Annotated in this window: 30 protein-coding genes; 20 read left to right on the top strand and 10 right to left on the bottom strand. The window is 67.6% G+C overall.

Annotated elements, in window-relative coordinates:
- Positions 1-1,608, top strand: a 1,608-nt coding sequence (locus ACFQI8_RS09745; protein ID WP_390244256.1) for a hypothetical protein, incomplete at its 5' end; no start/stop codon positions are given.
- A gap of 113 nt (positions 1,609-1,721) precedes the next feature.
- Here ACFQI8_RS09745 and ACFQI8_RS09740 read toward each other — a convergent pair.
- Positions 1,722-2,033, bottom strand: coding sequence for a hypothetical protein (locus tag ACFQI8_RS09740; RefSeq protein WP_390244254.1), 312 nt, complete (start codon positions 2,031-2,033; stop codon positions 1,722-1,724).
- A gap of 544 nt (positions 2,034-2,577) precedes the next feature.
- On the opposite strand from ACFQI8_RS09740, the gene ACFQI8_RS09735 reads away from it, so the two are divergent.
- On the top strand, positions 2,578-2,769 hold the full coding sequence (locus tag ACFQI8_RS09735) for a hypothetical protein (protein WP_004968043.1): 192 nt from the start codon (positions 2,578-2,580) through the stop codon (positions 2,767-2,769).
- Positions 2,769-3,806: a tyrosine-type recombinase/integrase gene (locus ACFQI8_RS09730; protein ID WP_390244251.1), complete on the top strand. Its 1,038-nt coding sequence runs from the start codon at positions 2,769-2,771 to the stop codon at positions 3,804-3,806. Before ACFQI8_RS09735 ends, ACFQI8_RS09730 begins: the two co-directional genes overlap by 1 nt.
- Positions 3,807-4,068: 262 nt before the next feature.
- Here ACFQI8_RS09730 and ACFQI8_RS09725 read toward each other — a convergent pair whose 3' ends face one another.
- Positions 4,069-4,326 (bottom strand): hypothetical protein, encoded by a 258-nt coding sequence (locus ACFQI8_RS09725; protein ID WP_390244249.1) that lies wholly within the window; start codon positions 4,324-4,326, stop codon positions 4,069-4,071.
- A 105-nt stretch (positions 4,327-4,431) separates the two neighbouring features.
- Here ACFQI8_RS09725 and ACFQI8_RS09720 point away from each other — a divergent pair, with 105 nt between their 5' ends.
- From ACFQI8_RS09720 to ACFQI8_RS09710, 3 genes are all read left to right on the top strand, one after another.
- The gene (locus ACFQI8_RS09720) at positions 4,432-4,812 is read left to right on the top strand and encodes a DUF7522 family protein (protein WP_390244247.1); all 381 of its coding nucleotides are present in this window, start codon (positions 4,432-4,434) and stop codon (positions 4,810-4,812) included.
- Between the two features lie 89 nt (positions 4,813-4,901).
- Entirely contained in the window at positions 4,902-5,387 is a 486-nt protein-coding gene (gene hdrA / locus ACFQI8_RS09715) for a dihydrofolate reductase HdrA (protein ID WP_390244245.1), read from the top strand.
- A gap of 98 nt (positions 5,388-5,485) precedes the next feature.
- Positions 5,486-6,790, top strand: coding sequence for an MFS transporter (locus ACFQI8_RS09710; RefSeq protein ID WP_390244243.1), 1,305 nt, complete (start codon positions 5,486-5,488; stop codon positions 6,788-6,790).
- Here ACFQI8_RS09710 and ACFQI8_RS09705 read toward each other — a convergent pair.
- The 5 genes from ACFQI8_RS09705 to ACFQI8_RS09685 form a co-directional block, all read right to left on the bottom strand.
- Entirely contained in the window at positions 6,787-7,884 is a 1,098-nt protein-coding gene (locus tag ACFQI8_RS09705; RefSeq protein ID WP_390244241.1) for a glycosyltransferase family 4 protein, read from the bottom strand. The two genes, ACFQI8_RS09710 and ACFQI8_RS09705, sit on opposite strands and share 4 nt — an antisense overlap.
- A gap of 1 nt (position 7,885) precedes the next feature.
- A complete protein-coding gene (locus ACFQI8_RS09700; RefSeq protein ID WP_390244239.1) occupies positions 7,886-8,263 on the bottom strand; it encodes a 6-pyruvoyl trahydropterin synthase family protein in 378 nt (125 codons plus the stop codon).
- Between the two features lie 6 nt (positions 8,264-8,269).
- Entirely contained in the window at positions 8,270-9,268 is a 999-nt protein-coding gene (locus ACFQI8_RS09695) for a zinc-binding dehydrogenase (RefSeq protein ID WP_390244237.1), read from the bottom strand.
- A gap of 3 nt (positions 9,269-9,271) precedes the next feature.
- A complete protein-coding gene (locus ACFQI8_RS09690; RefSeq protein ID WP_390244235.1) occupies positions 9,272-10,057 on the bottom strand; it encodes a GTP cyclohydrolase III in 786 nt (261 codons plus the stop codon).
- Between the two features lie 70 nt (positions 10,058-10,127).
- Positions 10,128-10,382, bottom strand: coding sequence for a hypothetical protein (locus ACFQI8_RS09685; protein WP_390244233.1), 255 nt, complete (start codon positions 10,380-10,382; stop codon positions 10,128-10,130).
- Positions 10,383-10,460: 78 nt separating this feature from the next.
- Between ACFQI8_RS09685 and ACFQI8_RS09680 the strand changes: the two genes are divergently transcribed.
- From ACFQI8_RS09680 to ACFQI8_RS09670, 3 genes are all read left to right on the top strand, one after another.
- Positions 10,461-11,243: an HAD-IIA family hydrolase gene (locus ACFQI8_RS09680; protein WP_390244231.1), complete on the top strand. Its 783-nt coding sequence runs from the start codon at positions 10,461-10,463 to the stop codon at positions 11,241-11,243.
- Positions 11,244-11,350: 107 nt separating this feature from the next.
- Positions 11,351-11,947, top strand: coding sequence for a DJ-1/PfpI family protein (locus ACFQI8_RS09675; RefSeq protein ID WP_390244569.1), 597 nt, complete (start codon positions 11,351-11,353; stop codon positions 11,945-11,947).
- A 78-nt stretch (positions 11,948-12,025) separates the two neighbouring features.
- Positions 12,026-12,160: a hypothetical protein gene (locus tag ACFQI8_RS09670; RefSeq protein WP_004043651.1), complete on the top strand. Its 135-nt coding sequence runs from the start codon at positions 12,026-12,028 to the stop codon at positions 12,158-12,160.
- A 101-nt stretch (positions 12,161-12,261) separates the two neighbouring features.
- Here ACFQI8_RS09670 and ACFQI8_RS09665 read toward each other — a convergent pair whose 3' ends face one another.
- Positions 12,262-12,660 carry an OsmC family protein gene (locus ACFQI8_RS09665; RefSeq protein WP_390244229.1) on the bottom strand — a complete coding sequence of 133 codons (399 nt, stop codon included), beginning with the start codon at positions 12,658-12,660 and terminating at the stop codon, positions 12,262-12,264.
- Positions 12,661-12,763: 103 nt separating this feature from the next.
- A complete protein-coding gene (locus tag ACFQI8_RS09660) occupies positions 12,764-13,480 on the bottom strand; it encodes a metal-dependent hydrolase (protein WP_390244227.1) in 717 nt (238 codons plus the stop codon).
- Between the two features lie 327 nt (positions 13,481-13,807).
- Here ACFQI8_RS09660 and ACFQI8_RS09655 point away from each other — a divergent pair, with 327 nt between their 5' ends.
- From ACFQI8_RS09655 to tpiA, 11 genes are all read left to right on the top strand, one after another.
- Positions 13,808-14,539: a fumarylacetoacetate hydrolase family protein gene (locus ACFQI8_RS09655; protein WP_390244225.1), complete on the top strand. Its 732-nt coding sequence runs from the start codon at positions 13,808-13,810 to the stop codon at positions 14,537-14,539.
- Positions 14,540-14,587: 48 nt separating this feature from the next.
- A complete protein-coding gene (locus tag ACFQI8_RS09650) occupies positions 14,588-15,001 on the top strand; it encodes a DUF1648 domain-containing protein (protein ID WP_390244223.1) in 414 nt (137 codons plus the stop codon).
- A gap of 20 nt (positions 15,002-15,021) precedes the next feature.
- The gene (locus tag ACFQI8_RS09645; protein WP_390244221.1) at positions 15,022-15,693 is read left to right on the top strand and encodes a gluconate 2-dehydrogenase subunit 3 family protein; all 672 of its coding nucleotides are present in this window, start codon (positions 15,022-15,024) and stop codon (positions 15,691-15,693) included.
- Entirely contained in the window at positions 15,686-17,266 is a 1,581-nt protein-coding gene (locus tag ACFQI8_RS09640) for a GMC family oxidoreductase (RefSeq protein ID WP_390244219.1), read from the top strand. The genes ACFQI8_RS09645 and ACFQI8_RS09640 overlap by 8 nt, the downstream gene beginning before the upstream one ends.
- Before the next feature lie 84 nt (positions 17,267-17,350).
- Positions 17,351-18,436 (top strand): histidinol-phosphate transaminase, encoded by a 1,086-nt coding sequence (gene hisC, locus ACFQI8_RS09635; protein ID WP_390244217.1) that lies wholly within the window; start codon positions 17,351-17,353, stop codon positions 18,434-18,436.
- Positions 18,433-18,942: an adenylate kinase family protein gene (locus ACFQI8_RS09630; protein ID WP_390244215.1), complete on the top strand. Its 510-nt coding sequence runs from the start codon at positions 18,433-18,435 to the stop codon at positions 18,940-18,942. The genes hisC and ACFQI8_RS09630 overlap by 4 nt, the downstream gene beginning before the upstream one ends.
- Positions 18,939-19,541 (top strand): CDP-alcohol phosphatidyltransferase family protein, encoded by a 603-nt coding sequence (locus ACFQI8_RS09625; RefSeq protein ID WP_390244213.1) that lies wholly within the window; start codon positions 18,939-18,941, stop codon positions 19,539-19,541. The genes ACFQI8_RS09630 and ACFQI8_RS09625 overlap by 4 nt, the downstream gene beginning before the upstream one ends.
- Before the next feature lie 381 nt (positions 19,542-19,922).
- The gene (locus ACFQI8_RS09620) at positions 19,923-20,105 is read left to right on the top strand and encodes a hypothetical protein (RefSeq protein ID WP_390244211.1); all 183 of its coding nucleotides are present in this window, start codon (positions 19,923-19,925) and stop codon (positions 20,103-20,105) included.
- Positions 20,105-21,532: a sensor histidine kinase gene (locus tag ACFQI8_RS09615; protein ID WP_390244209.1), complete on the top strand. Its 1,428-nt coding sequence runs from the start codon at positions 20,105-20,107 to the stop codon at positions 21,530-21,532. The genes ACFQI8_RS09620 and ACFQI8_RS09615 overlap by 1 nt, the downstream gene beginning before the upstream one ends.
- 69 nt (positions 21,533-21,601) lie before the next feature.
- Positions 21,602-22,126, top strand: coding sequence for a multiprotein bridging factor aMBF1 (locus ACFQI8_RS09610; RefSeq protein ID WP_390244207.1), 525 nt, complete (start codon positions 21,602-21,604; stop codon positions 22,124-22,126).
- A 168-nt stretch (positions 22,127-22,294) separates the two neighbouring features.
- Complete coding sequence (gene tpiA, locus ACFQI8_RS09605; RefSeq protein ID WP_390244205.1) at positions 22,295-22,939, top strand: triose-phosphate isomerase; 645 nt, start codon at positions 22,295-22,297, stop codon at positions 22,937-22,939.
- Between the two features lie 54 nt (positions 22,940-22,993).
- On the opposite strand, the gene ACFQI8_RS09600 is transcribed toward tpiA, so the two are convergent.
- Positions 22,994-24,754, bottom strand: a complete 1,761-nt coding sequence (locus ACFQI8_RS09600) for a helicase HerA domain-containing protein (RefSeq protein ID WP_390244203.1) — start codon at positions 24,752-24,754, stop codon at positions 22,994-22,996.
- Positions 24,755-24,796: the final 42 nt, after the last annotated feature.

The following is a 24,796-nucleotide window of genomic DNA, read 5'->3' as shown; positions in this document are numbered from 1 at the left end:
TGGGCGGACGCTCTGAGTGCCTTCCTCACCGCGCACGCACGGTACGACGGACTCCGCGCCCGGTTCGCCAACGAACAGGGCGACGAGTTCGAGATACCGCTGGTAGATGCGTGGGGAGAAGAGTACTCGAAGAAACAGTACGCACGGGCGATGGCGCTCCAGCGGCAGATGGCCGGCGGCGACCGACCGAGTGGCGGTGAATCAATCGCGGCGTGGGACTCGCCCGCGACCGCGATGCTCACCCTCACCGCGTCGTCGGTTCCTGACGGGACTCGGGTACCGCCGGTAGAACATGCTGACGCCGTACACGACTCGTTCTCGTACGACGGCGTACGCGACACACTCCGCAACACGATGGAGTATCATCTCGGGCTCGACGCCGACCAGTGGGGCTACTGGCTACAGGCAGAGCCGCACGGAATGGACGGCGACGGGAGCGGGATGAACGCGTGCTACACGCATCTCCACGTGGGCGTGTACTTCGATACGGAACCGCTGGGACTCGACGACGACCTGCACAGCGTCGGCTCCGAGTTCGAGCGGGTCATCGACAAACACGTCGAAGTGTGCGAGTACGCCGGTCGGTCGGCACACGACTACGATACGATAACCGACTACGTAGAGGAGTCGAACGGCTGTATCTCCCTGAACGCGAGCGTGGAGAACATGGGTTCGTACCTCGCGGCGTACATGGGCGGATACACCGAGGAACTCCTCGACAAGCCAATCGAGTACCTCGCGTGGGGCTCGATTTACTGGTCGGCGGCGCGCCGTCGAACCTCACGCTCGAAGGTGCTCACCGAAGCGATTGCCGCGGACGCCTGCGAACAGCGGGCTGAGTCCGACGAGTCGAACCAGACCGACGCGCACGGCGACGCGGTCGTGTGGGACGACGGCCGTGGCCCTGATGTTGTCTGTGAATGCTGTGGTTCTGGATGGGCGATAGACCAGTCGCGGCTCGACGCGCCTGTCTCCGACGACGACCTGAGCGACGCCCTCGACGCCGAAGGAGAGTCGGACGAGACTGAGCGCGAGCTGACGCTGGCCGAACGCTGGCCGACCGCGACCGCGGCGGCGAGCGTCGGAGAGTCGACCACGAAGACTCGAATACGGAAGCGCGTCGAAACGGAGTTGAAGTACTGTAACGATGTACCAACGGTAGCCGAAATGCTCGGCCGGAACATGATAGACCCGAAGCACGCCGAGTTCGTCGAATCGGTGATGAACGGCGAGGACGACTCCGAACCGGAATCGTTCCGCCGGGCGTCGCTCGATTCCGAGTGGCACCTAGAGGCCATCGTCGACCGCGACGGCGAGGAGCACGCGCCGAACGGCGGCGGCGTCGACATGGCCCCGCTGAAGCTCCCGGTACAGCGCATCCTCGACGAGACGAGACTACGGCACAGTCTCGGACGTGGAGAGATGTGGCGGTGCTCGAAGTGTAACTTCGCGTACCACGACGACGGGACGGTGCACGCACGTCACTTCGTCGAGGAGCACGGTATCACGGACCCAGAGAGCGCGGACCATGTACTACTGGTAGATGACTACTACGACGAAGACAGGGAGTGTATGCGGCACCCAGCGGAGCGGCACGACTCCGGATAAGAATCCTTATTCGGAGACGTGAATGCACAAGCAGAACGAGACACATCATCAGCGAAACCACCGGTTTCGCCACCCATCCACCCGCCCCCTTTACGGGTCAGGGTGGTGGGTGCTCACTCGTCGGCGTCGAGTTCGCTGGCGTCGAGCTCGCCTGAAACGTAGGCCTTGCCCAGCTCAGAAATCTCGTAGTAGCCTTCTTCACCGACCTTTTCGACGAGTCCGTACTTCTGCAGTCGCTTGAGCCGTCTCTTGATAGTCGAACGATGTGGAGACGCGATCTCCCTGCGTTCGAGGTTGAACAGAATCACCCGTGGTGGAACAGCGGCACCAGTATCGGCTAAGAACTGGAGGATAGGGTCATCGTACTTGCTCCACCAAGTGGGTTGCACGTCCACAGGGACACAGGTAAGTTTCTTAATGCTCACGGAAATGATAAGTTGGCCCTAAATGTTGCAGAATGAAACGAACAAGGTTAGGTTTATTGCGCAGTCCCACACAGAAGGAGAGTAACGGAAGCTACACGCGGACCTGACCGTGGTCGGGTCCATCCAGAATCAAAGTGGACCCAGTGTTGCACCACTGGCCCGCGGTGGCTCCCGTAAACAGGCTACGGAAGCATGTTCAACAACAATCCGAGGGGCCTTGAACCCCTACGAATCCCAGCAGAATCGACCTCGACGGTACGTCCGAGTTTCACTTTCGCTAGAACCTTCACTTTCACTCCGGGGAGTGGATTTGGGGTTTATACGTCTACCCACCAACGTCTCTCTCGGTTGAAGGTCCGGCACGGGGAGAAACAGTCTGACAGGACGCTCCCCGTGCGTATCGGTCCCGATACCGAAGCCATCGAACCCAGAAATCAGGAATCCGGGAGTTTGGAGCCTCGGAACCAAGAACCCATGACACACTACGAAAGCCCCCACCGTAAGCGTAGCGAACGGAGTGTAGCCGAACCGGAGGTGCGGCACGATGAGTAAGGAACTCACCGTGCTACAGCTGTCCGAGGAACAGCGGGAAGCCCTCGCCGATGGTCGAAGCGCGACCTTCGGTTTCGACGAGTCGATCATCTTCGTGACGCCGGAGGAGATCGACGCGGAGAGACTGGCCGACTTCCTCGACGCCGAGGTGAACACCCGGCGGGTGACGCGGGAGGTGCTGTGATGACCGACGAACTGCGGGACCTCTCACCACGTGAAGCGCGTGAGCGGTTCCTCGCTCGACGGGCGCAGACACAAGCGAAAGCGACGATTCGGTCGTACCGGAATCGGCTGAACGCGTTCGTTCACTGGTGCGAGTCGGAGAACGTGGAGTCGATGGCGGACCTGAACGGCTGGCTCGTCGACGAGTATCAGGCGTACCGTGAGAGACAGGGCATGTCGCCGTCGACGGTGAAGGGCTCGGTTGTCGCGCTACGGCAACTGGTGAAGTACTGCCACCGCATCGAGGCCGTCGACCCGGACCTGCTGGACAAAATCAAGGTACCGAAGCTCTCGAAGGCTCAGCAGACCAGCGACGAGACGCTGGCCGCTGAGGACGCGCTGAACCTGCTGTCGATGTACCGTGAGTCTCGTCGGCTCTACGGAACGGCGTGGCACGCGTTTCTGGAGGTGACGTGGCACACGGGCGCTCGGATGGGCGGCATCCGGGCGCTCGACCTCGGCGATTTCGATAGGGAAGAACGGTCGCTGGAGTTCCGTCACCAGCCGGAGACTGAGACGCCGCTGAAGAACAAGGAGGACGGCGAGCGTGTCGTCGGTCTCCCTGAGCCGGTGGTCGATGCTCTCGACGAGTACATCGCTCGTGAGCGGTCGGACAAGCGCGACGAGTACGGGCGCGAACCGCTGTTCTCCTGCCGACAGGGGCGACCGTCGCGGACGACGGTTCGGTCGTGGTCGTACCTCGGGACGCAACCGTGTCTGTACAGGGAGTGCCCGCACGGTCGGGAGCGTCACGCGTGTTCGTACACGACTCGCGGCGCTGGAAGTAAGTGTCCGTCTACCCGGTCACCGCACGCGATTCGGACGGGGTCGATTACGTGGCAACTCGACCGCGGGGTTCCGATTGAGCTTGTGGCTGAGCGTGTGAACGCGACGCCTTCGACGATTCGCCGGTACTACGACAAGGCGGACGAGCACGAGCGGTTCCGTGAGCGGCGTCGTGAACTGAGCGCATCTCTCGATATTCAGAACGATGACTGAGGGAGTGCGCGAATACGACGGTCTCACGGGCCACCGTGCCGCTGTCTGCCGATTTTACTCAACCCTCCGGCCCCACTCTAAACTTAATCCTTTCGTAGGGTTTTATTTAGTAGCAGAGGCGCTGTACCGCCGGTTTAGCGGAACCCGGGAGGTGCGTTCTCCGTGAGCGATTCATCATCAGCGGAGGGCCCCGACATCGACGAACGACGACTGGAACCTCGGCGTATCAATCGAGACGTCTTCCGCGAGAGCCACGCCGCTCTCACAGGAGCACTGCGACGGCACCCAGTGCGACGCCGACGGCGACGACAGCCACCAAACGCGCCGCCCGCCTGTCGGGCACGCGAAAAACACCGGCCGCCATCACCGAGACGAACCCGCCGAGGAGCGCGCCCCGGACGAACTCGGAAACCCCCGTGACTGAGTCTGCCGGTACGAGCACCCGGAGCGCGACCAGTCCCACGAGTCCGACGAGAACCAGCGCGCCGTCGCGGCGGAGGTCCCGCGGCTGTTTCTCCATCGCGCCGAGATAGTGTACTCTGTTTGAAAAGAATTGGTGTCCGATTCGGAAGATATTACCACAAAAATACCAATCGATTATAGTCGCTCGGGGTGACGGCGCGGTATGGTACGGGACACAGCGCATCGACTCGCCGAGTACCTGAGCAGGCGCATCGGCGACGGGCTTCGGACGGTCGTCATCGCCGACGACGACGGGTACGAACTGGAATACATCCGCGACGACCTCTCGGAGCGGTACACCAAACGGATGCTGGCCGACGTCGTCTCCGATCTCCGAGTCGAAACGCCGTTTTCGACCCCCAGCATCGACTCACCGCCCGCCGGCGAGCGCCGCGCCGTCGTCTACTACTACGAGAACGCGTTCATCCTGCAGTTTTCGTTCTCCGAGACGGAGCAAATCATCATCAGCATCGGAACCGACGCCGGAACCGACCTCCTGCAGTTCATCGAGGACTGCCGGCGCATCGTCGACCGGAACAACTGAGCACCGGGGCGTTCCCGTCTCGGGCCCGCCGACCGCGGCGACGTCGCCGGGGCACAACGATTTTCTCTCACGCGCCCGAGGTGAGAGTGATGGAACTCGTCTCTGTCGCCGCGCTCGCCGAGAACCGCGTCATCGGCCGCGGCGGCGAACTCCCGTGGCCGAGTATCCCCGCGGACAAAAAGCAGTACCGCGCCCGCATCGCCGACGACCCGGTCGTCCTCGGCCGGACGACGTTCGAGTCGATGCGCGACGACCTGCCGGGGAGCGCCCAAATCGTCATGAGCCGAAGCGAGCGGTCGTTTTCGGTCGACACCGCCCGCCGCGCGGCGAGCGTCGAGGACGCGGTGGACATCGCGGAGTCGCTGGGCGCGGAGACGGCCTACGTCATCGGCGGCGCCGCAATCTACGCGCTGTTCCAGTCCTCCCTCGACCGGATGGTACTGAGTCGCGTCCCCGGCGAGTACGAGGGCGACGCGTTCTACCCCGAGTGGGACGACGACGAGTGGGAACTCGACTCGGAGACCGACCACGAGGGCTTCACGCTCCAAGAGTGGGTCCCGGCCGACCGCGACTGAGGACCGGGCCACGCCCGCGCGGCTGGCGTCCGCGCATCTCGCGGCGAGGGTCGCTGGGGCGCGTAGCTTGATACGCCGGAGGGCCGTAGCGGGCGACGATGCGCCCGAACGTCGACACGCGGATTCTCGCGCTCGCGCTGGCTCGGATGGTCGACGCCCTCGCCAACTCGTTTCTGGTCGTCGTCCTCCCGTTGTACATCGGGAGCCAACTGGTGTCGATGCCGTCTTTCGTCGGGACGACGCTCTCGCTCGGAGTCGTCGAGTTGCCCCTCTCGACCGAACTCCTCATCGGCGTCGTGCTCTCGCTTTTCGGCTTTCTCAACAGCTTGAGCCAGCCGTTCACGGGGTCACTGTCTGACCGGACGGGGCGACGGCGGGTCTTTCTGTTGACCGGGCTCGCGCTCGTCGCCGTCGGGAGCGCCGGCTACCTCGTGTTCACGGACTACGGCTCGATACTCGTCATGCGCGCGTTGCAGGGCATCGGCGCGGCGTTTACCATCCCGGTCACGGTGGCGCTCGTGAACGAACTCTCCGGGGAGGACGAACGCGGCGGCAACTTCGGCCTCTTCAACACCTTCCGACTGCTCGGCTTCGGGACCGGCCCGCTCGTCGCCGGCGGCGTGGTCACCGCCGGCCCCTACTCGCTCGCCGGCGTCGAGCTCTCCGGCTTCGACGCCGCGTTCCTCGTCGCCGTCGTCGGCGCGGCGGTCAGTTTCGTCCTCATCGCACTGCTCATCGAGGACCCCGAACGGACCGACAGCGAGGCGGCCGACGACATCTCGCTTTCGGTGCGGAACCCCGACGGGTCAGGCCTCGACCCGGTGTTCGCCCTCGGCGTCGCCACCGTCGTGATGGCGCTGAGCATCGCCATGTACGCCCCGCTGGCCAACGTCATCAACGAGCGCCTCGACCAGGGGACGTTCCTGTTTTCGGTGCAGTTCGGCGCGACCGTCCTCGCCAACGTCGTCTTCCAGTACCCCATCGGCCGGCTGAGCGACCGCTACGGGCGGCGGCCCTTCCTCGTCGGCGGCTTCGTCCTCCTGCTCCCGACGACGCTCGCACAGGGGTTCGTCCAGACGCCGGGGCTGATGATTCTCGCGCGGTTCCTGCAGGGCGTCGCGGTCGCGGCCGTGTTCGCCCCCTCGCTCGCCCTCGCGGGCGACATCGCCAAGGCGGGCCAGTCGGGGTCGACGCTCTCGCTTCTCACGATGGGGTTCGGCCTCGGGGTCGCCATCGGCGCGCTGTTTTCGGGCGTCCTCGTCGGCTTCGGCTTCGCGGTCCCCTTCGTGGCCGCGACCGCGCTCGGCGCGGTCGGACTCCTCCTCGTCTACACGCAGGTCGGAGAAACCGTCGAGAGCGACGGCGGGGGCGGCGGCAGTCCCGCGCCCGCCGGCGGCGGCTAATCGCGGTTCGGGTGCGATGCCGCGTCCGCATCCGCAACGATACCGAGCAAGAACGACCGAATCGTCGCCGCCGTCTCGTCCCACGTCGGATGCGCGAGAAAGCGGTCGCGGGCCGCGAGCGACAGCGACTGCAGACGACGGCGATTCCGACACAGCGGGGCCACCACGTCGGTGAGTTCGGCGGAGTCGGTCGGGTCGACGAGGAAGCCGTTTTCGCGGTGCGCGACGAGTTCGCCCGCACCGCCGGCCGACGAGACGAGCGCCGGGAGGCCGAACCCCATCGCCTCGACCGCGGCGATGCCGAACCCCTCGTAGTGCGAGGGGAGCGCGAACAGGTGGGACTTCCGGAGCGTCGCCGCGAGGTCGGCGTCGGAGAGCCGGCCCGCGAACGTCACGCGGTCGTCGATGTCGCGGTCGACGGCGAGCTCCGAGAGGGAGTCGGCGTAGTCGGCGTCGACCGCCGCGCCGACGACGGTTAGCTCCCAGTCGCCGCGGACGCGGGCGAGTCCGCGGAGCAGGCCGTCGACGTTCTTCCGCGGTTCGAGGTTGCAGACCGTGACGACCCGGAGCGGGCCGTCGACGGCGCGCGCCCGTATCTCGTCGTCGCCGAGGGGCGCGCCGAACGACGAAAAGCGGTCGCCGGCCGGGGACGCCACGACGCTCGGTTCGGGGTCGGTGACGGCCGCGACCGTCCGTTTCGTCGTCTCACTGTTGAACACGAACGCGTCCGCAGAACGGAGGTAGCGACGCTCAACCGCGCGGCGGGCGTGTCGTCGCCACGCCCGCAACGGCTCCAGCGAGCTGAGGTGGTGGACGACCGAGACGACCGGGACGTCGTCGTCGAGCAGGGCGTTCGGGCCGACGAGCGAGGGGTGACACAGCTCGTCCTGCAGGACGACGTCCGCGTCGAGGTCGCGGAGGCGGCGGACGGCGGTGAGGTTGTCTCGGAGCCGCTTTCGGTACGGCCGCTCGGGGAGCGAGACGACCGTCACGTCGTCGCCGGCGGCGCGGAGTCCGCCGACGAGTTCGGTGTCGTAGCGATAGCCGCCGGAGCGGTCGTCGAGCGGGCCGTAGACGACGAGAGCGACCCGCACGTCAGAGCGGTGTCTCGTAGGTCGCGCTCGCCACGTCGTCCTCCCAGACGCGGACGGAGACGTGTTGGGGGGCGTCGAGAGAGGCGGCCTCGACGAACCGCTCGCACACCTCGCGTGCGAACCGCTCGACGCTCGGGTTCTGTCCGGCGAACTCCACGAGTTCGTTCATCGTCTCGTCGCGGTAGCGAGACAGCGTCGCGTCCAGCGCGGCCTTCACGTCGTCGATGTCGACGAGGTAGCCGTACTCGTCGAGTTCCGGCCCCGAGAGTTCGACTTCGACGGTGAACGCGTGAGAGTGCAACTCACCCTCCGGGCCGGGGTTCGGAACCGTCAGGTAGTGCTGGGCGATGAGGTCCCTGCGGACCGAGACGCGGTACATGAACTGTCAAGCGTTCCGGTAGGTAAAGAGGATTTGGACGGCCTCGTCGGGGGCGTCTTCGAGGAGCCGGTAGGCCCGCGCGGCGGACTCGACATCGATTCGATGGGTTACGAGCGGGTCGAGCGGGAGGTCTTCGAGGTGGTCCCACGCCAACGAAAAGCGGCGGTCGGCGTCCCAGCGCCCGCGGAGGTCGGGGTCGATGGTGCTGACCTGACTGCTCTCGACGCTGATGCGCGAGCGGTGGAACCGCCCGCCGAGGTCGAGGGTGGCGGGCTTGGTGCCGTACCACGACCCGACGACGACCCGGCCGTCGTACCGCGTCACCGACAGCGCGTCGTCGAGCGCGTCGGGGTCGCCCGAGAGTTCGAGCGTCAGGTCGGCCCCGTCGGCGGGCGCGTCCAGCGACTCGGGGTGGACGGCCTCGTCGGCACCGAGGGCCTCGGCGATGCCCCGGCGCTCGGCCACGCAGTCGACCGCGGTCAGGCTCCCGAGCGGGAACGACGCGAGGAGGGCGGTGGTGACGAGCCCGACGACGCCCTGTCCGAAGACGACGACGTGCTCGCCGATGAGCGGCCGGCCGTCCATCACGAAGTTGAGCGCGGTCTCCATCGTCGGCAGGAGCGCGGCGCGCTCGTCGGGCACGTCGTCGGGGATGGCGATGAGTTCCGAGGGAGACGCCAGAAAGCGGCTCTCGTGGGGGTTGAACGCGAAGACGCGGCTCCCGAGCCGCGAGTCGGGCACGTCGTCGCCGACGGCTTCGATTTCGCCGACGGCGGCGTAGCCGTAGCGGAGCGGAAACGAGAGGTCGCCGTCGAGCGCCGCGATGGACTCGTCGGCGGCGAGGTCGGTCGGGGCCTCGCCCCGGTAGACGAGCCGTTCGGTCCCGGAACTCACGGCGGAGGTCAGCGTGCGGACGCGGACCTCCTCGGGGCCGGGGGCGGGCACGTCGCGGTCGCGGACCTCGACGCGTTCGGGGGCCACGAAGTAGACCGCGCGACCCTCCATCGCTCAGTCGTCTGCGGTCTCGACGGCGGCGTTGGCGAACTCGACGGTCGTGCCGCGGTGGCGGCAGTCTTCGAGCGCGTGCTTCGCCGCGAAGCCCGCCTCGTGAGCGTTCGACGCCGTGCCGACGCCGACTTTGAGTTCCACGTCCGCCTCGGCCTCGACGTGGTCGATGGCGTCGCGGTACTGGTCTTCTGTGAGGTCGGGCGTGACCGAGATGATGTTGTCGCCGCCGACGAAGAACGACAGCGCGCCGTGTTCCTCGCGCAGGTGGCGCATGAGCGACGCGTAGCCCTGTTCGATGTGGATGAACGTGTCGAACTCGTTGAGGCGGTCGGTGTACTTGCCCGTCGCGTCGTTCACGTCGAAGTGCGCGATTTGGAGGTCGGTTCCCGTGCGGTCGGCCGCCGGGAGCGTCTCCCCGGAGAGCACCTCGCGGCGGTCGCCGTCCTGTGCGCTCCCGACGCGCTGGATGCGGTCGGTGGCGCGTTCGAGCGCGACTGCGGGCGACCGGTCGACGCCGATACCGAGACTGAGCGTCACGGGATAGCGGTTCGCGATAGACTCCTGCAGCAGTTCGTGGTCATCGTGGTCGAGGCCGTTCGTGACCGCGACCATGTTGTCGAATCGGGTGAAAAACGCGTACCCGTCGCGAGCGCCGACGAACTGGGCCAAGTCGGCGAAGAGCCGCGACTGGAGCGTCTGGAGGTCCATCTCCCGCCGCGGGTCCGGGGTGACCGTCCACGGCCCGTAGTTGTCGATTTGGACGAGTGTCAGCTGCGTGTTCGTCACGGTAGACGAGTAGGGCGACGCCCATATTGGTCTTTGGTTCTGTGACGGTTCCGCCGCAACCCCGAGCCGCTCAGCCCCCCGACTCCCGAATCGTCCGGCTGGCGACCACGTCGAGAACCGCCCACGTCACCAGCCACACGCCGACAGACAGGAGGGCGATAGCCGCCGTCGACAACAGCGGGACGACGACGGAGACCGTGGCCACGATGGAGAACGTCAGAAACACCGCGACCATCGCGGTCACGAGCCCGTAGACGCCGACGGCGCTGTTGCCGGTCGCCGGCCCGCGAAGCCACCCGGTCAATCGCTTCGAAGAGACATCCATGCAACGACATATGTTACCAACAAACATAATGGTTCTCTCGGGCGAACGTTCAACAGCCCCGCCGCCCTACCGAGGACGATGGACTACCGAGGTGTCGTTCTCGACGTCGACGGAACCGTCGTCCGCGGTGACGAAGCGATTCCGGGCGCGCTCGACGGGCTCGCCGCCGTCGACGCCGCCGGACTCGACCGGATTTTCGTCTCGAACAACCCGACGAAGGCCCCAGTCGCCTACGAGGCGCGGCTCCGCCGAGCGGGCATCGAGGCGACCGCCGACGAGGTGGTCACCTCCGGCACGACCACCACGGCGTACCTCGCCGACCGGCATCCCGGTGCGCGGACGTTCGCCATCGGCGAGGCGGGCTTCCGCGAACAGCTTCGAGCGGCCGGTCTCGAACTCGTCGGCCCCGGCGACGACCCCGAGGTCGTCGTCGTCGCCATCGACCGCGAGTTCCACTACGACGACCTCCGCGACGCCAACCGCGCGCTCCGCGGCGGGGCCGCCTTCTACGGCACCGACCCCGACGTCATCATCCCGACCGCCGACGGCGACATCCCCGGGTCGGGCGCGATTATCAACGCCGTCGCGGGCGTCGCCGAGCGCGACCCCGACGCGATTCTCGGCAAGCCCTCGCGGGTCGCACAGGAGTACGTCCTCGACGAACTCGGCCTGCCGCCCGAGGAGGTGCTCATCGTCGGCGACCGCCTCGACACCGACATCGCGTTCGGCCTCGACGCGGGCATGGGCACCGCGCTCGTCCGAACCGGCGTGACCGACGACGCCACCCTCGCGGCGAGCGAGTACGAACCCGACCACGTCCTCGACGGCCTCGGCGACATCGGACGCATCGTCTCGGAATAGCCCGGGGTGACCGCGAGGGCGGTCGAACCTCGACGGCCGCGCCGTCGGCGGCCCACCTGCACAATCATTATCGTTCTGACGCGACAACTAGCGACCGGGTGATGCCCATGTCCGAAAAGAAGATTCTGCTCCTCGCCGGCGATTTCGTCGAGGACTACGAGATTATGGTACCGTTCCAGGCGCTCCAGATGGTGGGTCACGAGGTCCACGCGGTGTGTCCCGAAAAGGAGGCGGGCGACAGTTGTAAGACCGCCGTCCACGACTTCCGCGGCGACCAGACGTATCTGGAGACCCGCGGCCACGACTTCGCGCTGAACGCGACGTTCGCCGATATCGACCCCGCGGACTACGACGCGCTCGTCGTCCCCGGCGGCCGCGCGCCGGAGTACCTCCGCGGCTACGACGAGGTGCTCGACGCCGTCCGGCACTTCTTCGACGAGGGGAAGCCGGTCGCCGCAATCTGCCACGGCCCGCAGATTCTCGCCGCCGCGGGCGTCCTCGACGGCTACGAGATGACCGCCTACCCCGCCGTCCGCGCGGAAGTCGAGCGCGCGGGCTGTTCGTGGGTCGACGAGGTGACCGTCGACGGCAACCTCGTCACCGGGCAGGCGTGGCCCGACCACCCCGAGTGGCTGGCGGCGTTCCTCGACGTGCTCGGCACCGAAATCAGCCACGAACCGGCCCCGGCGGCCGCGGACGACTGATTCGCCGAGCCGCTCACGCGATATCGCGTGTGAGAATGTCTGACAAAGGTTTTTATTAAGGGGGACGAAGGGAGTGGTATGGAAGAGCCGAACAGCCCGTACTTCCGCGAACAGGTCGACGACGTCGTCGAATCGGACCCCCAAGACCGCGAGGTTATCATCGTGGAAGGCGAGGCTATGAGTCTTCGAAGCTATAAGAAGCGCCGCGACTGACCCGGCGGAAGACGCCGAGTTCGCCGCGACAGCCGCCGCTTGCGGCCGTCGATTTCTGCGAAAGAATGCGAGTGCGTGTCGGCGCGAGCCGCGAGCGACGCTTAGAACGCGTCGCCGACGACGGTCACGTCGGCCTGGAGCTCCTCGCGGAGCGCGTCGTGGACGTGACAGATGTCTTCGGCGAGTGCCGTGATTTCGGCGAACTCGTCGTCCGAGAGGTCGGACTCCACGTAGACGTCGAAGCTGATGCTCGTGAGGTCGTCGCCGTCGTCGAGGTCGGCGTCGGCGTCGATCTGGACCTTACCGAGGTCGTCGAAGCCCGTCTTCTGACCGCCGACGCGGAAGGCGGGGAGGAAACAGGAGGCGTACGTCGCGACGAGCGCGGCGTTCGGGTTCGGTCCCGTCTCGTCGGTGGCGTCGATCTGGAGGTCGAAGTCGCCGACCTGACTCGTGCATGCGAAACCGTCCTCGCTGACAGTAGAGGTCTGGATGTCGGACATTCGTATCGAAGGTGGGAGCGACCGACCCTAAAAGTTGCTCAATAGGACAACGGTGTGCACAAGCGCCGTCCCCAGCAGACGCGCCTGCGGCCGACCGGAGCGGCTAGTCGAGCGTGAACGACTCGTCGCCGTCGAGGGCGTTGACCTCGGCGTGACTGCCGGCGGCCTTGACCTCGCGCTCGAAGTCGCGCACGTCGATTTCGATGGCCGGGAACGTGTTGTAGTGCATCGGGAACACGTGGTCGACGTCGAGCCAGTCGGCGGCGATAGCGCCCTGCCACGGCCCCATCGTGTAGTGGTCGCCGACCGGGAGCGCGGCCGCGTCGGGTTCGAAGTACGCGCCGAAAATCTCGCGCATGTCGGTCATGAGTCCCGTGTCGCCGGCGTGGTAGAACGTCGTCGACTCGGCGTCGGACGCCTGTGTCGGCACCGTGTCGCTTATCATGTAGCCGCCCGGCATACCGGCCTCGTGCTCGTAGCCGGTGTTGATGCCGTTCGTGTGGTCGGCGCGGACCATCGTGACGTACGCGTCGCCGAGTTCGACCGTCCCGCCGATGTTCATCCCGATGGTGTCGTCGACGCCCATCTCGGCTTCGACGTAGCCGGTGAGTTCGGGCGTGCCGACGACCGTCGCGCCGTCGAACTCGCCTGCGTGGGCGATGTGGTCCGCGTGCCCGTGGGTGAGAAGCACGTAGTCCGGGGTCTCAACGTCGCTCGGGTCGAGAGAGGTGGCGGGGTTGTCGAAAAACGGGTCGATGAGAAGCGAGGTGTCTCCGACCGTGACGTACCACGTCGAGTGACCGTGCCAGGTGAGTTCCATAGCGCCCGAAAGTACACGCGAAATACACAAAAAGCTATTCGCAGGGGGTGGTGTGACCGCTTTTCGCCGGGCGCGCTCGTCGGCGGGTCGCGGCGATGCTCGTCGTTTTTCGCGGCGACGGTCGGCGAGACGGCCCCGCCGCTCTCGCGTCGAGTTCGACAGCAGAATCGGCCGCCGGAGTCCACTCGAACGAACCCTCCGGGCGGCCGATACACGTCCGTCATCCCACGACTACAGAAGCGATGCGAATCGTGCAAGAACGTCGCACGTCACCGGCCGTCCCGCGCGATGTAAAAGCCTATCACGCCCCCCGCCGAGGCGTGGGGCATGCATCACGTTCGATTCCGCGACCCCGCGGGCGCAGTGCGAACCGGCGAGTGGCACGGCGATTCCGTCTCTTTCGGCGGCGACGACTACGACCTCGACGAGGTCGACGTGCTCCCCCCGTGCGAGCCGTCGAAAATCGTCTGTATCGGCCGCAACTACGCCAAGCACGCCGAGGAGCGCGACGAGGAGGTTCCCGACCGGCCGCTTTTGTTCCTCAAGCCGCCGAACGCGGTCGCCGGCCACGGCGACACCGTGACGCTCCCCGCGGGCAAAGAACAGGTCGAACACGAGGCCGAACTCGCGGTCGTCATCGGCGAGCAGTGCCGGAACGTCGCGCCCGAGGACGCCGAGGACGTCATCGCGGGCTACACCGTGATGAACGACGTATCCAACCGCGACGACCAGGACATCGAGACGAACTGGGTCCGCGGCAAGGCGTTCGACGGCTCCGCCCCGCTCGGGCCGGTCCTCGCCGACCCCGACCACCTCCCCGACGACGCGAGCATCTCGCTTCGTGTGAACGGGGAGACGCGACAGGACTCCGGCATCGAACACCTCATCTTCTCGATTCCCGACCTCGTCGCCGAAATCACGACCTACATGACGCTCGAAGCGGGCGACGTCATCTCGACGGGGACGCCCGAGGGCGTCGGGCCGCTGGAAGACGGCGACCACGTCGCGGTCGAAGTCGAGGGCGTCGGCGTCCTCGAACACGACGTGCGACAGGACTGAGCGCGACCGTCACCCCGTTTTTTCGGAGGCGAGTTACAACCCGACCGTATGCGTGTCTCTCGGTTGACACTCGTCGGCATCGCGATACTCGCGCTCAGCGCCGTCGCGGGCGTCGCGGCGCTCCCCGAACTCCCCTCTTCGGTCGCGATTCACTTCGGCGTCGGCGGCGACCCCGACTCCTTCGTCGCCGCCCCGCTCGGCGTGCTTCTCGTCCCGGCAATCGGCGTCGGTGCGCTCGTCATCACCCGGTTCCCCGGGGCGGCTGGACGCGGAACCAGCGTCCCGCCCGTCTTCGACTCGGTACTGGCGACGTTCCTCGCGTACGTGCAGGCGCTCGTCCTCGCGTACAACCTCGGCGCGCGGTTCGACATGCTCGTCGCGGTCGTCCCGGCGGTCGTCACGTTCGGCGTCGTCGCCGTCGTCCTCGACCGCGCGGGTCGAGAAGGCAAGTCCTATGATTAGGCTGGCCTAATCCCCGTCGAATGCGACTGACGCGACGGGACGCGCTGGCCGTGCTCGCCGGTCTCGGCGTCACCGGCGGGGCCGTCTCGCTGACGCAGTTCGACCCGCCGACCGCCGATTCGACCGGCGAGGCAGGCGAGTCGACTGGTGAGGACGGCACGGACGCCGACAGCGACGACACCCCCCCGACCGCGGTACGCGAGACGATGGTCGCCGCCGGCGAGGTGGTCTACCCGAGCGCCGTCGACGGAATCCCCGAGTTCGTCGAGACCTACGTCGTCGGTCGCGCACGCGACGACTCTCGTCGGGGCGCGATGGTCGACGCGGCGACCGAGTTAGACGGCGTGGCCCGCGACTGGGAGGGCGCGGCCTTCGCCGACCTACCGACGGGCGACCGCGACCGTCTCCTGCGCGAACTCGGCGTCGACACCGCCGACCCGGTTCCGGACGGGGCGCTCTCCGAGCGCCTCCGGTTTCACGTCGTGAACGAACTGCTCTACGCCTTCTACGCCTCGCCGACCGGCGGCCGCCTCGTCGGCATCGAGAACCCCATCGGCCACCCCGGCGGGACCGAGAGCTACCGGCGGGCGACGATGGACGGGGGCGAGACGGCCGAGGGGGGCGAGACGGCCGAGAATGACGGAAGGGCCGAGGGTGACGGGACGCCCGAGTCCGGGGGTGACGATGGATAGAACCCCCGTCTCAGACGCCGACGTGTGCGTCGTCGGTGCCGGCCCCGCCGGCGGTATCGTGGCCCATCGCCTCGCCGAGTCGGGGGCATCGGTCGTCGTCCTCGAAGCCGGGCCGCGGTTCGACGGCGACAGGCGGGAGCAACTGGAACAGCATATCCGCCCCGGCCTCGGCGGCCCGTGGGAGATGGGCGGCCCGCGGGACGCGTTTTCCTCCTCCGGCGACTCGTTTTACCCGCTGAACGCCGCCCGCGTGAAGGGCGTCGGCGGGTCGACGCTCCACTGGCAGGGGATGGTGATGCGACTCCACGAGCGCGACTTCGAACTCGACACCAGACACGGCGTCGGGGTCGACTGGCCCGTCGGCTACGGCGACCTGCGCCCGTACTACGCCGCCGCGGAGCGCGAACTGGGCGTCGCGGGCGCGGCCGACAACCCCTACGCGCCGCCGCGAGACGAGCCCCACCCGCTTCCCGCCTTCCGACCGTCGCACTCGGACTCCATCTTCGCCGAGGCCTGCGAGCGCCTCGGCATCGACATGCACTCGGTGGGCAACGCCCGCAACTCCGAACCGTACGACGACCGGTCGCCCTGCGTCGGCTACGGGACGTGCAAGCCGGTCTGTCCCTCCGGCGCGAAGTACACCGCCGAGTCCCACGTCGAGAAGGCCGAAGCCGCGGGCGCGCGGGTTATCGACCGGGCGCGAGTCCGGCGACTCGACCACGACGAACCCGGCGAGCGCGTCGTCGCCGCGGCGTACACGACGCCCGACGGCGAGACCCACAGACAGGCGGCGACCCAGTTCGTCCTCGCCTGCGGCGGCGTCGAGAACGTCAGACTGCTGTTGCTCTCGGCGTCCGACCGCTACCCCGACGGCCTCGCCAACTCCTCGGGGGCGGTCGGTCGGTACTTCATGGACCACCTGTTCGCCGGGGCTGGCGGCCGCCTCGACCGCCCGACGCGACAGAACCACGTCGGCTTCAACACCAGCGAGTGCCACCAGTTCTACGACGACGCCGACCCGGTCAACGGCCTCAAACTGGAGTTCCTCAACTACGCCGGCCCGTCGCCGGTCATCGACGCCCTCGACGCCGACACGTGGGGCGACGACCTGCGCGACCAGTTGGACGAGCGCTACGGCACGCACATCTCGATGGGCGCGCTGGTCGAACAGCTCCCCCGCGAGGACAACTACGTCGGTCTCGACCGCGAGACGACCGACGACCTCGGCGACCCCGTCCCCGAGATACACTGGTCAGTCGACGAGCGGACGAGGGCCGCGCTCTCGCGGGCCAACGAGATTCAGACGCGGGTGCTGGACGAACTCGGCGTCGAGGACCGCTGGACCGTCGGCCCCGACGAGACCGGCCCCGCGTACCACCACATGGGGACGACCCGGATGGGCGACGACCCCGAATCGAGCGTCGTCGACGCCGAGTGCCGCGCGCACGACCTCGACAACCTCTGGCTTTCGGGGTCGAGCGTCTTCCCGACCGGCGGCGCGATGAACCCGACGCTCACCATCGCGGCGCTCTCCGTCCGACTCGCCGAGTCGCTTCGGGCGGAACTCGGGTAGCACTCGCCGGGGCCGCCTTCTGCACCCCGCCCCTCCCGTCCCGGAGTACGCACGCTTAAGAACCGCGACCCGCATTTTCCGACCATGCAACCACGGGACCTCTCCGCGCACGCTCCCTACGTACCCGGCCGCGGGACAGAGGAGGTCGCCCGCGAACTCGGGATGGACCCCGAGGACCTGACGAAACTCTCCTCGAACGAGAACCCCCACGGCCCGAGCCCGAAGGCGGTCGCCGCCATCGAGGACGCCGCGCCGACCGTGAGCGTCTACCCGAAGACCGCCCACACGGACCTGACCGAACGCCTCGCCGACAAGTGGGGCCTCGAATCCGAACAGGTGTGGGTGTCGCCCGGCGCAGACGGCGCTATCGACTACCTGACCCGCGCGATGCTCGAACCCGACGACCGGGTTCTCGAACCCGCGCCCGGCTTTTCGTACTACTCGATGAGCGCCCGCTACCACCACGGCGACGCCGTCCAGTACGAGGTGTCGAAGGGCGACGACTTCGAACAGACCGCCGACCTCGTCCTCGACGCCTACGACGGCGAACGCATGGTCTACCTCACGACGCCGCACAACCCCACCGGCTCCGTGCTCCCCCGCGACGAACTCGTCGAGCTCGCCGAGTCCGTCGAAGAGCACACGCTCCTCGTCGTCGACGAGGCCTACGGCGAGTTCGCCGAGGAACCGTCGGCTATCGACCTGCTGTCGGAGTACGACAACATCGCGGCCCTCCGCACGTTCTCGAAGGCCTACGGGCTGGCCGGCCTCCGCATCGGCTACGCCTGCGTCCCCGAGGCGTGGGCCGACGCCTACGCCCGCGTGAACACGCCGTTCGCCGCCAGCGAGCTCGCCTGCCGCGCCGCGCTCGCCGCGCTCGACGACGAGGAACACGTCGAGAAATCCGTCGAGTCGGCCCGGTGGTCCCGCGCGTACCTCCGCGAACAGCTCGACGCGCCGACGTGGGAAAGCGAGGGCAACTTCGTCCTCGTCGAGGTCGGCGACGCGACCGCCGTCACCGAGGCCGCCCAGCGCGAGGGCGTCATCGTCCGTGACTGCGGGAGTTTCGGTCTGCCGGAGTGCATCCGCGTCTCCTGCGGCACCGAAGCCCAAACCAAGCGCGCCGTCGACGTGCTCAACCGCATCGTCTCGGAGGTGCCGCCGGCGTGAGAGTCGTCGTCACCGGCACGCCCGGCACCGGCAAGACCACGGCGACAGAGCGCGTCGCCGACGGCCTCGACCTCGACGTGGTCCACCTCAACCGACTCGTGAAAGACGAGGGGCTGTGGACCGAGCGCGACGAGGACCGCGACACGCTCGTCGTCGACCTCGACGCCGCCCGCGACGAACTCGGCGACTGGGGCGGCGTCGTCGAGAGCCACCTCGCACACCACTTCGAAGCCGACCGCGTGGTCGTGCTTCGGTGTCGCCCCGATATCCTCGAACAGCGCCTCCTCGACCGCGGCGAGTCGGAGGCCAAAGCGCGCGAGAACCGCGAGTCCGAGGCGCTGGACGTGATTCTTGGCGAGGCCGTCGAGTTCCACGGCGAGGACGCGGTGTACGAAATCGACACCACCGAGCGCGACCCCGACGCCGTCGCCGACGACATCGCGGCGGTCGTCGCGGGCGAGCGCGACCCCTCGGCGGGGACCGTCGACTTCATCGACTACCTATGACGCTCGACCAGTACCGCGACACCGCCGACAAACTGCTCGCCCCGTTCGTCTCGGTCGCCGACGCCGTCGGCCTCTCGCCGAACGGCGTGAGCGTCGTCGCGTTCGGGTTCGCCGTCGCCGCCGGCGTCGCCTTCGGCCTCGCCGACCCGCTTTGGTACGGTCTCGGCGCGGTGTTCGTCTTCTGTAACGGCTGGCTCGACCTCGTCGACGGCGCGCTCGCCCGCGAGCAGGGCGTCTCCTCGAAGGCCGGCGACCTGCTCGACCACGTGCTCGACCGCTACGCCGACATCGTCGTCCTCGTCGGTCTCGCCGCCGGCATCGACTCGTTCGCGCTGGGCCTCGCGGCCGTCACGGGCGTCCTCATGACGTCCTACCTCGGCACGCAGATTCAGGCGGTCGGTCTCGGCCGCGCCTACGGCGGCCTCGTCGGACGCGCCGACCGGCTGGCGCTCATGGGTCTCGTCGGCCTCGCGTCCGCCGTCTCCCCCGACGCCGTCGGCGGGCTGACGCTCGTCGGCTGGCTCCTCGTGTTCTTCGCCGTCGTCGGACACCTCACCGCAGTCCAGCGGTTCTGGGGCGCGTGGGGCGACCTGACCTGACCTGACCTGACCTAACCTGACCTGTCCTGTCCTGACCTAACCTGACCTGACCTAACCTGACCTGTCCTGTCCTGACCTAACCTGACCGGCGTCGCCCGACTCGACCGCCAGAACCGACCCGCCGAACCCGAGGGCTCCGAAGCGGTCGCGTCTACACGCTCTTTCGATTCCTTTCTGAGTTCTATGTTCACTCACAAGCAAGTAGGCATCCCCCAGCGCCGAGTGTGGATGTTGCCCGCTAAACCAGATTTATATAGTTGAGATTATCACCAGCTACCATCTTCAAATGAGTCTGGGTTACACTATACATCGCCAGAATCTGGGACGATACCGTCTTTCACTTCAGTTATGTTCAATTTTGAATCTGAGAGGTGGTCGGCCGTGACGCGCTCGGACGACGGCGCTCTCGATGCGGGAGACGTTCCGAGACGCGCTGGCGGAGCCGACGTCTCCGGCGACGGCGCGGTCAGCCTGTCGTACGAGGCGGCACTCGACGGCGTCTCGACGGCGACCCACCGGCTCCGAGCGCGGGACCGACCGCCGTACGCGACGCTCGTCGACTGATGTTCGTCCTCGACGCGGCGGGCACCGTGGTCCACGCGAGCGACGAGTTCGCGGCGCATCTCGGCGCGGACGCCGCGGCGCTCCGCGGGCGACCGTTCTCTGAGTTCGTCTCCGACGGGGACTGGTCGGACGTTCGCGGGACGCTCGACGCCGTGCGAAGGGCGACCGGCTGGGAGAGCCACCGGTGCCGCTGTCGGCTCTCGGGGGAGAACGGCGGGACCGCGACCCGAGCTACAGAGGTCGGAGTCGACGTCGAAATCGAGTTCACCCCGTATCCCGGGGGCGACGATGGCGGTGGGGACGACGGCGGTGAGAGCGACAAACGCCACGGTCCCGGCCCCGACGCGGACCGGGTGGTCGGCGGGGTGCGCCCCGAGTCCTCCGGGCCGACGACCGCGCGACTGCACACCGAGCGCGACCGCTTCGACCACCTGTTCGACCTCATCGACGACGCGGTCATCGAGCTCGAAATCGTCGGTATCGAGCCGGTCGTGCGGGCGGTCAATCCGGGGTTCGAAACCGTCTTCGGCTACGACGCCGCCGAGGTGCGCGGCGAGTCGCTCAACGACTTCATCGTCCCGCCGGACGCCGACGACGAGGCGGTCGACTTCGACCAGCGGACCGCCGACGGGAAGGCCAACCACGCCATCGTCACCCGGCAGACCGCGTGGGGCAGACGGGAGTTCCTCTACCGCGGCATCCCCTACAGCCGCGGCGACGGGAAGCAGTACGGGTTTTCCATCTACTCCGACATCACCAGCCAGCGCCGGGCCAGAGAGCACCTGCAGGTACTCCAGCGCGTCCTCCGGCACAACCTCAGAAACGAGATGAACGTCGTCCTCGGGATGGCCGAGGAGATACGCGAGGCGACGGCCGACCCGCGCGTCGACCACGCGGCCGCGCGAATCGCCGCGCACACCGAGACGCTCCTGCGGGTCAGCGAGAAGGCCCGGACCGCCGCGGCGGTCCTCGACGACCAGCGGCCCGACGAGGTGGTCGACGCGACCGAGACAGTCCGCGCCGTCGTCGAGCCGCGGCGGACTCGGTTCCCCGCCGCGACGTTCGACCTCGACCTCCCGCCGTCGCTCCCGGTCTCCGTCGGACCGAAGCTCGTGCAGGCGCTCGCCAACCTCGTGGAGAACGCGCTCGAACACACTCCCGAGGGCGTGATAGTCCGCATCGAAGCGAGTTGGGGAGAGAACGACGCGACGCTCCGCCTCAGCGACGACGGCGACGGCATCCCCGAAATCGAGTGGGCGGCCGTCTTCGGCGACGAGGACATCACGCAACTCAGCCACGGCTCCGGACTGGGGTTGTGGGTCGTCAAGTGGGTCGTCGAATCCGCGGGCGGCCGGGTCGACTACGACCGACGCGACGGATGGAGCACCGTCCGACTGACACTTCCGCTGGCGGACGGGAGTCGGTAGCGACCCCGTCGCGCCGGTTCGGCGGCCGGTGGCGTGCCTTTTATACGCGGCGGGCGGGTACGTGAGTGTATGCCTCAGTGCGAGATGTGCGGCTCCGACCAAGCCTCTCTGAAGACTGTGAAGGTTGAAGGCGCAGAACTACAGCTGTGTGACGACTGCGCCGAGTTCGGCACGGAGGTCCGCACCGAGTCGACTTCCAGCGCGAGCACGAAGTACTCCACCTCCTCCTCCTCGTCGGGCTCGAACTCCTCTCGCTCCTCGGGGTCGTCTTCCTCCTCGTCGTCGAAGACGCGCCGCCGCGACATGTTCGACGATATGGACGAAATCGCGACCGACTACGACGACCGCATCCGACAGGCGCGGGAGTCACGCGGGCTGAGCCAAGAAGAGCTCGCACAGTCGCTCAACGAGAAGGCGAGCCTCATCCGCAAGCTCGAACGCGGCGACATCATGCCGCCGGACTCTGTCCGGGAGAAAATCGAGCGCAAGCTCGACATCTCGCTCGTCGAAGGCGAGAGCGACGACGACTCCGAATGGTCCGGCGGCGGCTCCACGACCACCACCCTCGGCGACGTCGTCAAGCGAAAGGACTGATTCGACCCGGCGACCGACGCCGACGACCGACGCCGACGACCCGTCACGGGGAGTACACGCCCGCGGTGCCACCTCATTTATCACGATTTTCCGCCCGCGAGACGCCGTCTCGCGGCAATCGCGTTCCCGAAAACCAATCTATTAGTCTCGCCGGACGCGAGTTCGATTGTGTTCATCCTAGTCAACCTCAAGGCGTACCCGTGTGACCCCATCGAAGTCGCCACCGCCGCGCGCGACGTGGCCGAAGCCTCCGGCGTTCGCATCGCCGTCTCCCCGCAGGCGGCCGACATCTCCCGCGTCGCCGACACCGGCGTCGAGACGTGGGCCCAGCACGTCGACCCGAACGGCCACGGGAGCCACACCGGCAGTACGCTCGCCGAGGCCGTCGCCGAGGCCGGCGCGGTCGGCACGCTCATCAACCACTCCGAAAAGCGCCTGAAGCTCGCCGACATCGACGGCTCCGTGCAGGCCGCCGAGCGAGCGGGCCTCGAAACCTGCGTCTGCGCCAACAACCCCGCCCAAATCGGCGCGGTCTCCGCGCTCGGCCCCGACTCGGTCGCCGTCGAGCCGCCGGAGCTCATCGGCGGCGACGTCTCCGTCGCGACCGCCGACCCCGGCATCGTCACCGACGCCGTCGACGCCGCGGCCAACGTCGACGACGACGTCGAGGTCTACTGCGGCGCTGGCATCTCGACCGGCGACGACGTGGTGACCGCCGAGGAACTCGGCGCGTCCGGCATCCTGCTCGCCTCCGGCGTCGCCAAGGCCGACGACCCGCGCGCGGCGCTCGAAGACCTCGTCTCCGGGCTGTAAGCGCGTCGAAAAACCGCTCTGACTCCGGCCGACGGCCCGCGTCGCGTCTCGCGTCTACTCGCCGTCGGCCGCTTCTTCGACGAACGACGCCTCGATAGCCGCGACCGTCTCCCGGAGTTCGTCCTCGTCTAAGAGGTCCGCGTACTCGTCGCTCACGAGGTCGGGGAGCGCGTACTCGTATTTCCCGCGGCCGGCGTGCCGGATGAACCCCGCCCGGCGAAGCGACCGGTTCCGGCCGTAGGCGAGGTGCTGGTCGCCGGTCTCGCCGGCGGCGACGTGGGCGGCGAGCGGGTCGGAGACGCCGCGCTCGCGGTAGTGCGCGAGCATCCCGTGGTGGGCGTCCCCCAGCGCGTCGACGATGGCCGTCAGGCGGTCGACGACGTCCCGGCGGCTCTCCGCGCCCGGCGCGGGATGGAGCTCCGCCGGCTCGAAGTCGCCCATCTCGGTGGCCGCCAGCCACGACTCGTCGTCGGTCGGGTCGGCCGCCGCGTCGGCGGTGCTTGCGCCGTCGGCCGCCGCCTCGTCGCGCTCGGAGAGCAGTCCGTGGGTCGGCCACGGCGGACCGGAGGGCGCTTCGAGGGGCTGTCGGGGCGGCACGTCGTCCGCGTTCCCGGTCCCGCCGTCGCCGCCTGCGGAGTCGCCATCGGCCGCGGCGTCTGCCGCCTCACCCTCGGCACGCTCGTTGTACTCGCCGAGCGCGGCCTGCTTTTCCGTGGGACGATTGAGGTTGCGGCCGTCGCCGCCGCGGTAGGGCGATTCGGCCTTCTGGAACATCGCCTGTGCGAACTGGTCGGCCATCCGTGAGAGGTCCTGCGCCTCCTCTAACTCGCGTTCGAGCTGTCGAATCCGCGCGTCTTTCTTGTCTAGCTCCTGTCTGAGGTCGGCGATGCGGCTCTCCTGTCTCGCCTTCTCGTCGGATATCTCCTTGAGGTCGGACACGAGGTCGCCGTCGACGGACTTCAGGTCGGGGCGCTCGAAGTCGTCGAGGCCGGGGGTCGCCCCCGCATCGAACGTCTGTTTCTTGTGGAACTGCACGCGCCGAATCGACTCAGACCAGTCGGTGACGAGGAATCCCTCGCCGTTGCCCATGTCCTCGATGGCGTCGGCGTACTCCGACCCGAGGATACGCCCGACGACCTTGGTGTCGTTGCGCCAGGTGAGGCGGTGCCAGACGAGCCAGTCGCACTGGGTGATGAAGTCCTTTTTCACGTCGGCGGGGCGCTGGGAGATGCCGACGACGCCGAGCCCGTGTTTGCGGCCGCGCTTTCCGATTTTGATGAGCATCTTGCCCGCCTCGTCCATCCCGCCCTTCTCGGGAATGTACTCGTGGCACTCCTCGATGAGCATCAAAAACGGCTTTTTGAGCTTCTTTTCCTTCGCAAAGAGGTGTTTGGCGACCTCCGTCACCAGTTCGTCTGAGGCCGCGTCGTCGAGGTAGCCGGACACGTCGAGGATGATGGGGACGTTCTGTTCGAGCGCGAGCGTGGCGAGTCGCTCCGCGTGCTCGGGGCTCACCTGAATGTCGCACTCGTCGTCGGCCCCGGCGTGGAGCAGTTCGAACTCCTGTTTGAGGCCGTAGTACTCGCCGTCAGTGTCGACGATGAGCACCGGGAAGTTCGCCGACAGCAGGTTCTCGATGATGACCGACGCCGTGTTCGACTTGCCCGACCCTGACTTGCCCGTGACGAACCCCCGACCGGTGAGGATGTCCACCACCGGCAGGTCGACCGTCGTCCCCGGCTCTTCGGTTCCCTCTCCCCCTGGACCGTCGCTGATCTCGGCGACCGAGATGGTTTCCGTGTCCGAATCCGTCATCCGATTTGGTGGACTCCCTCGGAGGCCATAGTTCCTCCCCCT

This window comes from Haloferax chudinovii (assembly GCF_042663345.1).
GTDB lineage: Archaea > Halobacteriota > Halobacteria > Halobacteriales > Haloferacaceae > Haloferax > Haloferax chudinovii.
Note: the sequence above shows the minus strand (reverse complement) of the source record. Positions and strands in the feature narration are given on the sequence as shown.